The sequence below is a fragment of the Actinophytocola xanthii genome (genome assembly GCF_001921205.1).
GTDB classification, from domain to species: domain Bacteria; phylum Actinomycetota; class Actinomycetes; order Mycobacteriales; family Pseudonocardiaceae; genus Actinophytocola; species Actinophytocola xanthii.
The window spans coordinates 26,142-38,346 of the sequence record NZ_MSIE01000011.1; the positions used below are offsets into that span (position 1 = coordinate 26,142).

A 12,205-nucleotide genomic window follows, 5' to 3' on the forward strand; every position below is an offset into this window, starting at 1 on the left:
CCGCGTGGTGACGGGGACCGCCCGCACACCGAAGGACAGCCTTCATGACCGAGTCCCCGCCGCTGGTCGACATGCGCGGCATCCACGTCGAGTTCCCGGGCGTGAAGGCCCTGGAGGACGTCGACTTCCGCCTGTTCCCCGGTGAGGTGCACGCCCTGATGGGCGAGAACGGTGCCGGCAAGTCCACGCTCATCAAGGCGCTCACCGGGGTGCACCCGCTGGAGGCGGGCGAGATCCACCTCGACGGCGCGCCGGTGTCGTTCCCCGGACCGGCCCAGGCTCAGGCGGCCGGCATCAGCACCGTGTACCAGGAGGTGAACCTGTGCACGAACCTCTCCGTGGCCGAGAACATCCTGCTGGGCCGGGAGCCGCGCAGGTTCGGGGTCATCGACGGCCGGACGATGCGTGCCCGGGCCGCGACGCTGCTCGCCCGGATGGGGCTGACGATCGACCCCGGGTCGGCGCTGGGCAGCCACCCGATCGCCGTGCAGCAGCTCGTCGCGATCGCCCGGGCGGTCGCCGTCGACGCGCGCGTGCTCATCCTGGACGAGCCGACCTCCAGCCTGGACACCGACGAGGTGGCCGAGCTGTTCCGGATCATCCGCGTGCTCCGCGCGGAGGGGGTCGCCGTCCTGTTCGTCACGCACTTCATCGAGCAGGTCTACGAGATCTCCGACCGGGTCACCGTGCTGCGCAACGGGAAACTGGTCGGCGAGTACGCCACCAGCGCGCTGAGCCGGATCGACCTGGTGTCCGCCATGATCGGTCGTGAGCTCGGCGTCCTCGAGGAGGTCGAGCGCCGGTCGGAACGGCGCAGCGCCGACCCCGCTCCCCTGCTGCGGGCCGAGGGGCTCGGCCGGGCGGGAGCCATCGCGCCGTTCGACCTGGAGATCCACGCCGGCGAGGTCGTCGGGCTCGCCGGGCTGCTCGGGTCCGGCCGGACCGAGCTGGCGCGGCTGCTGTTCGGCGCGGACCGCGCGGACACCGGCCGGGTCCTGATGGACGGCGAGCCGCTGCGGCAGCGGGGCGGCCCGAGAGCCGCGCTCGCCAAGGGGATCGCGTTCTCCTCCGAGGACCGCAAGGCCGACGGCCTCGTCGCCGACCTCACCGTGCGCGACAACATGATTCTCGCGATGCAGGCCGCCCGCGGCTGGGCCCGCCAGGTGCCCCGCCGCACTGCCGACGAGCTGGTCGAGAAGTACCTGACCGAGCTGGACATCCGACCGGCCAACCCGGACGCGGTCGTGGGCACCCTCTCCGGCGGCAACCAGCAGAAGGTGCTGCTCGCCCGGTGGCTGATCACCCGGCCCCGGCTGCTGATCCTCGACGAGCCGACCCGCGGCATCGACGTCGGCGCCAAGGCGCACATCCAGAAGGTGGTCGCCGACCTCGCCGCCGACGGCATGGCGGTGCTGTTCATCTCGGCCGAGCTCGAGGAGGTCGTGCGGATCTCCGACCGGATCGTGGTGCTCCGCGACCGGCACAAGATCGCCGAGCTGTCCGGCTCGGCGGCCGGCGTGGACGAGGTGATGGAGCTGATCGCCAGCGGCTCCACGAAGGTGGAGGCCCTCTCATGACCAGGACCAGACTGCTGTGGCCGGCGCTGGCGCTGGTCGCGCTGCTGCTGCTCAACCTCATCGTCGAACCGTCGTTCTTCGAGCTGCGACTGCAGGACGGGCACCTGTTCGGCAGCCTCGTCGACATCCTGCGCAACGGGGCGCCGACGCTGCTGATCGCCCTGGGCATGACGCTGGTCATCGCGACCCGGGGCATCGACCTCTCGGTCGGCGCCGTCGCGGCCATCGCCGGGGCGGTGACCTGCACCTACATCGCGAGCACCGGGGACGCCCTGACGGCCATGGCGCTCGCCCTCGGCGTGTGCGTCGTGCTCGGGCTGTGGAACGGTTTCCTGGTCGCGGTCCTCGGCATCCAGCCGATCATCGCGACGCTGGTCCTGATGACCGCCGGACGCGGGATCGCGATGCTGCTCACCGAGGGCCAGATCGTGACCGTCGACAATCCGCTCTTCCGCCAGGTCGGTGCCGGCTTCCTGTTCCTGCCGATCGCGATCCTGATCAGCCTCGCCGCGCTGGTGGCCGTCGCGCTGGTCACCCGGCGAACGGCGCTGGGCATGCTGATCGAGTCGGTCGGCGTGAACCCGGAGGCGAGCCGGCTCGCCGGGGTCCGGTCGCGCACGATCATCTGGACCGTCTACGTGTTCGCCGCACTCTGCTCGGGCGTGGCCGGGCTGATGATCAGCTCGAACGTGAGCGCGGCCGACGCCAACAGCGCCGGCCTCTGGATCGAGATGGACGCGATCCTCGCCGTCGTCATCGGCGGCACGCTGCTCACCGGCGGCAGGTACTCGCTGACCGGAACGCTGCTCGGCGCGCTGACGATCCAGACGCTCACCACGACCGTCTACACGATCGGCGTCCCGCCCGAGGTCACGCTCGTGTTCAAGGCGGGCGTCGTGATCATCGTCTGCCTGCTGCAGGCGCCGCGGGTCGCACCCGCGCTGACCCGGGCTCCCCAGCCCCGCCAGGTCGAGGAGGCGATGGCACGATGACCGCACTCACCCAGCCCCGGTTCCTGAGCCGGGTCCAGTCCCGGGTCCCGTCCCGGTTCCTGCCGGTGATCGCGACGTTCGTCGTGTTCGTGCTGACCTTCGGCGCCGGCGCGGTGCGCTACGAGGGCTTCGCCTCCGGTCAGGTGATCGCGAACCTGTTCATCGACAACGCCTTCCTGATCGTGCTGGCGGTGGGGATGACGTTCGTGATCCTCACCGGCGGTATCGACCTCTCGGTCGGCGCCGTGGTCGCCCTGTCCACGATGATCGCGGCGGCGACGCTGGAGGCTGGCTGGCCGGCCTGGCTGGCCGTACTCGCCGTGCTGGCCAGCGGGTCGACGCTGGGTCTCGGCATGGGGCTGATGATCCACAAACTGCGGGTCCAGCCGTTCATCGCGACCCTCGCCGGCATGTTCCTCGCGCGCGGCCTGTGCTTCGTGATCAGCATCGACTCGATCTCGATCAAGGATCCCGCCTTCCGCACGATCGCGACCGAGACCGTGATGCTGCCCGGCAAGGTCGCGATCACCTACAGCGTGCTGATCGCGCTGGCGGTGGTCGCCGTCGCGGCGTACGTGCTGCACCTGACCCGCTTCGGGCGGACCGTGTACGCGGTGGGCGGCAGCGAGTCCTCGGCCCGCCTGATGGGCCTGGCCACCGGCCGCGTCACCGTGGGCGTGTACGTGATCAGCGGGTTCTGCTCCGCGCTCGCCGGGCTGCTGTTCAGCTTCTACATGCTGTCCGGGTACGGCCTGCACGCCGTCGGGATGGAGCTGGACGCGATCGCCGCCGTCGTCGTCGGCGGGACCCTCCTCGCGGGAGGCATGGGCTACGTGGGCGGTTCGGTCGTCGGCGTCCTGGTCCTGGGCACCGTGCAGACGATCATCTCGTTCGAGGGCACGCTCAGCTCGTGGTGGACCAGGATCGTGATCGGCGTGCTGCTCCTGGCCTTCATCGCCCTGCAGCGGCTGATCCTGTACCGCCAGCGGGATCTCTAGGGCGCGTCCGCACAGTCTCCGGTCGATGGGCTTGGTGATCCAGGTCGTCGCTGGCAAGGCGGAGGGCGGGCCTCGTACCGGGTCGTACTCGGCCTGACCCGACAACGCCGCCAGCGGCGAGCTGGACGCGAAGACCGCGACCGAGGGCTGCGCGGACGTGCCCTAGCCGCAATGCCGGTCGTTCAGCTGCCCGGAAGGCCCCTTGTTGGTCTTGAACGTGCCTGTTCTCGCTGCTCGCCGATCGCGGAGTTGATCTTGCGTCGGCTCAAGCGACCGGCATTGGCCCTAGCCGGCGTTTCACAGGCTGCGGGCGGTGATGTCGCCGTGCGAGGTGGTGGCGCGGATGTCGAGCTCGGTGGTGCCGTTGTTCTTGAGGGCGTTGTGGATGCGGCCGTGGCCGGTTCCCGCGTCCAGGGCGGCCGAGACACCTGCCGCGGCGACGACCGAGATGTCGCCGGACTGGGTGCTGAGCACGACCGTGCCGCCGGTGGCCTCGGCGATCCTGATGTCGCCCCGCGTGGTGGTGATCTCCGCGGGTCCGTGGAGCCGGCCGATCTCGACGTCGCCGTCGACCGCGGTGAGGCGGACGCCCTCGGCCGCCTCGATCGTGATCTGCCGGTACGCGCCGTCGAAGACGACCTCGCCGAGGCGACCGACGGTCCGGACCTCGGCCGCGGCTGCCTCGGCCTCGACCCGGGAGCCGGCGGGCAGGCCGACGGTGACCTCCAGAGATCCACCGTGGCCGACGAGCTTGTTCCTGGGCTCGGGGGTCCGGATCCGCAGAACGCCGTCGGCGTAGTCGACCGTGGTCCTCTCCGCGGTCTGGACGTCGCGGCTCTTGGCGGGGTTGGCGGGCAGCACCTCGACGGTGGTGTCGGCGCGGTCGGCGGCGATGAACTGGACGCGCCCGGCGGGGATGGCCAGGACGACGGAGATCGGGCTGGGGGTGTCGAACGTGTGCATCGTGCTCTCCTGAGAGTTCCTTCGAGGGCCCCCTCTGGTGGGGACCCCGTGCTGGAAACCACGATCACCGGTCGTCCTGACACGGGACGGTCACCGCTCTGACGCGGCCCCTGACACCGCCAACGCCCAGCTCCGGACACACCAGACCCGCGCGGCCACACCCAGACAGACGATGCCCTCGCGCGTGTGGCGCGAGGGCATCGTCGTCGAGCGGAATCGTCGTCAAGCGGAGCGGAGGTGGCTCAGGCGGCGTACATCGCCTTGAGGCCCTGGACGTCACCGGCGGCGAGGGCGCGGTTGGCGGTGGTGCAGGCGGGGGTCTTGGGGGTCATGGTCTGGGCGGAGTTCTGGGCGACGTGCTCGAGGCCGGCGGTGTGGCCACGCTCGTGGACCATGACCGACTCGAGGTCGAACTGGTTGCTGCAGCCGGCGGGCTTGGTGGTGAACCACTTGTGGACCTTGTTGTCGATCAGCACGTCGGAGGACAGCACGGTCTTGGAGCCGGTCCGGTAGTACACGCAGGTGTAGGCCAGGACGCTGGCGGGCAGGGTGCCCCAGCTGGTGACGCTGACGTTGTCGTTGCCGGTGCAGGTGCCCTTCGGGGAGACCTGCGCCGCCTTCGGGCTCGTCCCACCGAAGACATCCTTCGTGACCAGCGTGGTCGCCGAGCCGCAGCGCGAACCAGCGGTGAACAGCGTGGTGGTCGCGGACTTGATCGTCGGCAGCGCGGTCGCCGCCACCGAGGCCGGCGCGCCGGCCGGGTTGTAGTACCAGGTGAAGGTGGCCGGCATCCGCCACTCCGCCAACGCGTAGCGCTTGTCCTGGCAGCCCGGCGTAGCGGCCGCGGCGGCACCGGCCGTGGTCGCCGCGGCGGCACTCGCGGTGGCGGCCTGCTCGAACGGGGTCGACGCCATGATCGCCTCCGCCACCACCGTCACACCGTCCTCGACCGGCGCCACGACGTCCCGGCCGGTGGCCACTGTCGCGACTGCCGAACCCACCGCCGCGACAGCGAGGACCAGGGCGGCGGTGCGAGTGGCGAACCGGGTGAGCGACATCGTGGCGTTTCCTTTGGTGGTGCGGCTTGACACCACCTACATTGCCGCCCACGTGTTGCAACCCAGAGCCCCGAACAAGAGCAGAACAGGAGTAGGCCCGCACGCTCCCCAACCACAACCCAACCGCACCCGAACACGCCGCTACCGTGGGCGGAACCCACGTCGCCGGCGAGGTCATCCCGTGCCGACAGCGGGACCTCTGACCGCCCGCTCACGGAGCTCGGCGACGGCGGCACGGGCCAGGTCGGTGTGGTCCGCGCCGGCGTGGGTGAACCGCGACCCGTCCTCGTCACCGAAGAACTCGAGCCCTGACCGGGCGATGTCCTCGAGGAGCTGGGCCTGCGCCTCGAGGTTGAACTCCCGCCAGTGCCGGCGCCCGCGGTCGAGCTCGTCGGTCCAGCGGTAGGCGCTGGGCTTGACCGTGTGCTGGGCCCACAACGCCTCGGCGGTGTACCGGCAGCCCCGGTGCTGGTACTGCCAGACGTGCACGCACTCGTGTACGAGGGTGGCCGGGTCCAGACGCGTGCCGAGGTACACCGTGGCGCCCAGGGCGAAGGGCCGGCCGGTGCGGGTGAACACACCGGCCGGTCCGGGGACCACGCGTACCGCACGCAGGTCGACCGAGCCGCGGAAGACCCGCTCGAGCATCGCCAGCTCGTCGGCGTCGAGCGCCCGATCACCGCGCGGTACCCCGACGACGGCCTGGCCCAGCGCGACGAGCTTGCCCAGCACGACGAGCACCGCGCCGGCGGCGCCGGCGGGCAGGCGGCGCGGTGTCGTGGCGAGACCCCGCGTACTCGCCACGACTCCCGCGGCCAGGCTCGTCACCGCGATCGTGACACCGCCGAGCCACCTACCAGGACCGGGCAGCCGGCGGACCGAGTCGCCGAGCCGGTTGCCGGCGGCCTCGAGCCGCATCACGACACGCATCACCGAACCCACACCGGGTACATCCGGTGCGCCCCCGGCGCTGTTACCGCCTTTTCGTCACCCGGTCAACAACGGGACGAGCTGCTCCTCCTCATAGGTCAGGTGCGCCTCCAGCTCCTCAATGAGACGGTCGACCTCCGCCCGGCCGCCGGTGCCCGCGGTGACCGCCTGCTGCAGCTCTGCGACCAGTGCGGCGACGGTCTCGTGCTCGGCACGCAGGCGTTCCAGTGTGGACTCGAGCTCCGGGTAGCGCTCCCCCAGGGCGGGGAACAGCCCGCCGTCCTCCATCTTGTGGTGGTACTCGAGCCCCTGGCAGACGTTCAGGCAGTTGATCCGCAGCTGCACCCCGAGACCCGGCCCGGCCTTGGCGAACTCCTCCCGGATGATCCCGAGCTCGCGGCGGAACGCGTCGTGGATCAGGCGCAGGCCCTCCCCCGGCGAGGACGCCTGCGGCGGGACGTGTTCGACCGGGGCCAGTGCCACCACCGGCAGCACGCGGCCGGACTTCTCCTCGTAGTCCGCCCACCCCCGGTCGGCCTCGACCGCGCGGGCGAAGACCTCGTCGCGCTCGGCGCCGGTGAGCACCTCCGCCTCGGCCTCGTAGGTACGCATCCCGTCCTCGACGCTGACCCGGGGGTTGGCCACCAGGTTGCGGAACCACGCGGGATGCCGGCGGCCGCCGCCGGCCGACCCGATGACGATGATCCGCTCGCCCGCGTCGGGCAGGTAGCCGAGCGGGACGGTATGCCTGGCACCGGTGCGCGCACCGGTGGTGGTGAGCAGGATCAGGCGGGCGCCGGCGAAGTAGCCGCCGACGCGGCCGCGGTTCGCCCGGAACTCCTCGATGACCTGCTGGTTGAAATCGACAGTCACGTGTGTTCTCCACGTTCGAACAGGAAGGAAAGGAAACGTGTGTGGAGAACAACGACGGCGGGCTCCGAGCCCGCCCCGCGGTCACGCCGTGACCGGGAACCTCACTCGTGCGTGGCCCATGGCCGACCCGGCAGTCACGCCCGGAACTCTAACCGCACGAACGCGCGCGACGCAACGAGAAACGGAGGCCGCCCGGGACATGCCCCGTCCCGAGCGGCCTCCGCGGCGGGGGACCCTACGCGACGGTCACGGATCCGTCGCTCCCCCGCGTGCAGGCGACCGACCGCGCTGCGGCCACCGCCGCCCCGCTCAGGCACTGCCCCAGCACGCCGTAGCCGTTGGCGTTGGGATGCCAGGACTCCTGGCAGGTCTGGAAGTAGGTCACACAGGTGTTGGCGATGCGCTGGATCGCGATCTTGTCGCGTCCGGAGAGGCTGGTGACCGGGACCCCGCTCGGGCCGTCCTGCAGGCGGATCGGCGTGGCCAGCGCGTTGTCCGGGCTACCGTCCTGCTCACACAGCCGCGCCCCGTCGAAGGCTCCCTGGACGTTCAGGTACACCAGGTCGGCACCGGGGAACTCGGCGGACAGCGTCGCGTGCGTCCCGGCGACCAGCCGGCCGAGCCCCTGGGAGAACAGGTGACCGGCGGCGAGGCTGGCCCGGTGCGCGGGACAGCCGGCCGCGTACCGCTCGGCACCCAACGCCCGGAACTTGTCGCGGTCGTCGGCCCGGTTGTCCTCCTCGTGGTACCGGCCGGCGTAGTCGGTGGGCAGCGGGTTCGTGTAGTCCTGGAACACGACGCGGTGCTGTCCGTCCGCGTCGACCTGGGCCAGCGTGGTCAACAGCGCGCGCAGGGCGTCGGTGGTCTCGGCCGTCGCCGCCGCGAGCTCGGCGTCGGTCGCCAGGTCGGTGATGGTGCAGGGCTGCTGGGGGACGTCCCCGCCGAGGTAGGCCCAGAACTCCCACCACCCGGTCCAGGCGTCGGCGATGAACCGGTTGGCGCACACCGAGGCCGCGTCGCCGAAGGTGAACGAGCTGTTGTTGGACCCGAGGCCGACCAGGACCAGGTCGATGTCGTGGGACTGGGCCACGGCGCGGAGCTGGTCGAGCTGGGCGGGGACGGCGCGGCCCTTCTCGCGGTTGATCGAGGCGTTGCCGAGGTCGTGCGGCTGGCCCCCGGAGCAGGCCAGGTTGAACCGGTCCTGGATGCCGGGCAGGGACGCCCGGAACAGCGAGGCGTGGGGCGAGCGGTGGCAGAAGTAGGCGTTGCTGTTGGGTGCCGACCACCCAGGGAAGCCCTGGGACACCCCGTCGACGTCGGTGACGGGGGCGTAGTCGCCGCCGCCCTCGCCGCTGATGAAGCTGTCGCCCAGCGCGACCGCGGCCGTGGGCAGCTCGGCCGGCTGGGCGGCGGCGGTCGGTACCGCCACGGCCGCGGCGACGGCCAGGGCGGCCACGACGACGCTGGGTAGGAGACGACGGAGCAGGGACATCTCGGCCTCCCGACCGGCCAGAACGTGAATAACTTTCGGAACGATGAGACCACCTCTCGTCCGGCACGTCAAGAACGGGATCTTCACCAGCGATCGGTGCACGACCGCGCCGCGAGTCAGACCCGCCGGACGACGTGCAGCAGGTACTCCTGCCGGTTGAGCGGGTCGTGGTCGGTCCGGCTCCGCGTCGGGACCTCGCCCCGCACGGGCGCGTAGTGGTCGAACGCCGACTCCAGCAGGCCTTCGCCGCGGGTCAGCCCGGGCAGGCGCTGCTCGAGCTCGTGCACCCGCGCGACCGGGATCTCGCCCTCCACCACGCAGGTCGCGCCCCGCGGCCGGGTCGCCCGCGGCACCGCGTGCAGCCGGGCGAGGACCGGCAGCACCACCCCGAGGGTGTCGCCCGGGAGCTCGAGGGAGAACCGGTGCACGGGCTCGTGCACCACGGTCCCCGCCCGGTCCAGCGCGGCCATCAGCACCAGCGGGGTGAGGTTGCGGAAGTCCCCCGCGGTGCTGGACATGCTCTTGTCGAAGGTGCCGTGCGCGTGGCTCTGCCGCGCCCAGTAGCCGGAGTGGGTCATGGTCACCACGCAGCCGAGCACCTCCCAGCCGTACAGGCCCTGCCGCAGCGTCTCGACGACCGTCTCCCGCACCGCCGCGAAGAACGCGTAGGGCATCGACCCGAGCTCCACGCCGAGCCGGAAGGAGCTGCCGCTGCCGACCGGTGCCGGCTCCACCCGCAGGCCGACGGTGGCCAGGAAGGGGTTGGACTCGGTCCCGATCAGCTCGTGGGCCGCACCGGTTCCGACGGGTCGCTCCACGCACACCACGGTGGTCTCCCGGAAGCCGACCTCGATGCCGTACTCGTCGGCCAGGGTGGCCTGGATGACCTCCTTCTGCACCTCGCCGTAGAGCGACACCGAGATCTCCTGGCGCGACTCGTCGCGACGGAGGTTGATTAGCGGGTCCTGCTCGGCCAGCTGGCTGAGCGCGGTGTGCAGCGCACCGCGGTCCGCCCGGCGCGCCGGCACGACGACGGTCTCCAGCGTCGGCGGCGCGAAGTGCCGCCCGGTGGCGGCATGCGGGGTGCCGAGGGCGTCGCCGACGCGGACCTCACCCAGCCCCCACAGCTTGCCGATCCGACCAGGGCCCAGCTCACCGGAACGCAGGCTGGTTCCACTGTGGAACACGCCGAGAGCGGTGACCTTGCCCTCGGTCTGTCCATAGGGGACACGGTCGCGGACCCGCACCGTGCCGGAGTACATCCGCACGTACGCGATCTTCTCCCCCGCCGGTCCACGCTCTACTGTGAACACCGTGCCCGACAAAGGCCCCGCGGCGTCCCCGGTTCCGCTCGGCAGCAACTCGCTGATGCCGGCCACCAGCGCGGCGACCCCGGCACCGGTGGCCGCGGATCCGAAGTAGACCGGGTGCACGAGCGCGCGGTGGCTCTGTTCGACGAGCGCGTCCCGCCTCGGGAAGGCCTCGTCCTCGGTGACATAGGCGGCCAGGGCAGCGTCGTCGTGCTCGGCGAGCACCTCGACCAGAGCCTCGTCGTCGACGCCGGGCACGAACCGCGCGGCCCGGGTGCCGAGGCCGTCGACGGTTCCCATGGGGACCACGGACGGGGTGAGCCTGGCCGCGATCTCCCGCAGCAGTCCGGTGTCCCTGGCGCCCGGGCGGTCGATCTTGTTGACGAACAGCACCGTGGGGATCCGCAGCCGCCGCAGGGTGCGCATCAGGACCCGGGTCTGCGGCTGCACGCCCTCGACGGCGGAGACGACCAGCACCGCGCCGTCGAGCACACCGAGCACCCGCTCCACCTCGGCGATGAAGTCGGGGTGGCCGGGGGTGTCGATGAGGTTGACCGCGACATCGCCCACGGTGAACGCGACGACGGCCGACCTGATCGTGATGCCGCGCCGCCGCTCGAGAGCGAGCGAGTCGGTCTGGGTGTTGCCGTCGTCGACGCTGCCGAGCTCGTCGATGACTCCGGCGCCGTGCAGCAGGCGCTCGGTCAGGCTGGTCTTACCGGCGTCGACATGGGCCAAGATCCCCAGGTTGAGCGTACGCAAACGTCATGTCCTCGCTGTAGGAGACGGTTCCTTCCTGGACGGACATGAACGCTGCTCGCATCGATGCTCCTTGCTCGGGGTTGGTGCCGTCCCAGCACAGCAGAGGCCGTGGTCGGGCGGCAACCGGTTTTGGCGGTTTACCGAGCCTCGAGCGGCCCTCGACCGCCGCCGCCGAACCTGGCTCGAGCACGAGCGCTGAGGGGGACGAGGATGGCCAGGCGAGCACGGGTTCTGCTGCTGACCGAGGACGAGCACGACCACCGTCAGGTGCACCACCTCGTCGAGGCCGGGATCCTGCCGCTGCGCGCCCCCTGGGTGCTCGCCCCGACCGATCTCGGCTCTCTGCCGCTGACGCCGGACCTGGTCGTCGCGGTCGGCAGGTCGGGGACGCTGCCGGCCGCCCGGCTCCGCGAGCGGCTGGGCCTGCCCGGCGCACGCCCGCGCGACGTGCTCACGCTGCTGGACCGGGGGCTGCTGCGGCGCCGTGCGCGGGAGGTCGGGGTGCCGATTCCCCGGCCCCTGTCCGCGATCGGCGCCCGCAACTGGCACTTCCGCAGTCCGCTCGCCGCCAGGACCGGTGACGAGGTCCGACGGGTCGCCGAGCCCGCTGACCTCCCGCTCGACGGCGAGGTCAGCTACGAGGAGTGGATCGACGCCGAAGTGTGCCATGTGGACGGAGTAGCCGTCGGCGGGCGGGTGGTGACGGCGGTCGCCTCCCGCTACCTGGGTACCCGACACGACTTCGCCGCCGGCGCCGGGATGGGTGGCGTCACGATCGAGGACACCGAGGCGGCGCCCCTGCTCGCCGCGGCGGAGCTGACCGTCAGCCGTCTGTCCATTCCAGACGGAGCGTTCCACGTCGAGCTGTTCGACGCCCCGGGCGGACCGATCCTGCTCGGCGCCGCACCGCACCCGCCCGACCCGGTGCTCCGGGCGATGGTCCGTGCCGCGACCGGGGTGGACCTGGTCGCCGAACACATCCGGGCCGGTGTGGGCCAGCCCACCTACCCCCGCCGCACCCGGGCCGCCGTGGCCGGCTACTGGCGGATCCCACCCCGCCCACCGCGCCAGCCGGGCTCGCGCCCCACGCTGCCCGACCTGCACAGCGACGTCGTCCTGGCGACACTCCCCCAGCCGGCCGGTCACGGCCCCACCGAGGTGGTCATCGCCGGCACCAACCCCGCCCGCGTCCTCACCGACCTGCTCTCGCTGCGCGAACGGCTGGACGAGCAGGTCGGCGCGGCCTGACC

The 12,205-nt window shown here is 71.7% G+C and carries 10 protein-coding genes; 4 read left to right on the plus strand and 6 right to left on the minus strand.

The genetic code is table 11. From position 1 onward, the window contains the following. Positions 1-44 precede the first annotated feature (44 nt). The 3 genes from BU204_RS07775 to yjfF are packed head-to-tail and all read left to right on the plus strand — an operon-like array spanning position 45 to position 3,567. Positions 45-1,577 (plus strand): sugar ABC transporter ATP-binding protein, encoded by a 1,533-nt coding sequence (locus BU204_RS07775; RefSeq protein WP_075124895.1) that lies wholly within the window; start codon positions 45-47, stop codon positions 1,575-1,577. Next, entirely contained in the window at positions 1,574-2,569 is a 996-nt protein-coding gene (locus BU204_RS07780; protein ID WP_075124896.1) for an ABC transporter permease, read from the plus strand. The genes BU204_RS07775 and BU204_RS07780 overlap by 4 nt, the downstream gene beginning before the upstream one ends. Further along, a complete protein-coding gene (gene yjfF, locus BU204_RS07785) occupies positions 2,566-3,567 on the plus strand; it encodes a galactofuranose ABC transporter, permease protein YjfF (RefSeq protein ID WP_075124897.1) in 1,002 nt (333 codons plus the stop codon). The genes BU204_RS07780 and yjfF overlap by 4 nt, the downstream gene beginning before the upstream one ends. Positions 3,568-3,864: 297 nt before the next feature. Here yjfF and BU204_RS07790 read toward each other — a convergent pair whose 3' ends face one another. From BU204_RS07790 to BU204_RS07815, 6 genes are all read right to left on the minus strand, one after another. Next, a complete protein-coding gene (locus BU204_RS07790; RefSeq protein WP_075124898.1) occupies positions 3,865-4,530 on the minus strand; it encodes a DUF4097 family beta strand repeat-containing protein in 666 nt (221 codons plus the stop codon). 242 nt (positions 4,531-4,772) lie between these two features. After that, positions 4,773-5,588 (minus strand): matrixin family metalloprotease, encoded by an 816-nt coding sequence (locus tag BU204_RS07795; protein ID WP_075124899.1) that lies wholly within the window; start codon positions 5,586-5,588, stop codon positions 4,773-4,775. 174 nt (positions 5,589-5,762) lie between these two features. Next, positions 5,763-6,518 (minus strand): hypothetical protein, encoded by a 756-nt coding sequence (locus BU204_RS07800; RefSeq protein WP_143229356.1) that lies wholly within the window; start codon positions 6,516-6,518, stop codon positions 5,763-5,765. 57 nt (positions 6,519-6,575) lie between these two features. Further along, positions 6,576-7,391, minus strand: a complete 816-nt coding sequence (locus BU204_RS07805) for a nitroreductase/quinone reductase family protein (protein ID WP_075124901.1) — start codon at positions 7,389-7,391, stop codon at positions 6,576-6,578. A gap of 235 nt (positions 7,392-7,626) precedes the next feature. Next, positions 7,627-8,883, minus strand: coding sequence for a hypothetical protein (locus BU204_RS07810; protein WP_075124902.1), 1,257 nt, complete (start codon positions 8,881-8,883; stop codon positions 7,627-7,629). Positions 8,884-8,999: 116 nt separating this feature from the next. After that, positions 9,000-10,931, minus strand: a complete 1,932-nt coding sequence (locus tag BU204_RS07815) for a GTP-binding protein (protein ID WP_408607992.1) — start codon at positions 10,929-10,931, stop codon at positions 9,000-9,002. A 234-nt stretch (positions 10,932-11,165) separates the two neighbouring features. Here BU204_RS07815 and BU204_RS07820 point away from each other — a divergent pair, with 234 nt between their 5' ends. Continuing rightward, positions 11,166-12,203: a hypothetical protein gene (locus tag BU204_RS07820; RefSeq protein ID WP_075124904.1), complete on the plus strand. Its 1,038-nt coding sequence runs from the start codon at positions 11,166-11,168 to the stop codon at positions 12,201-12,203. Positions 12,204-12,205 lie beyond the last annotated feature (2 nt).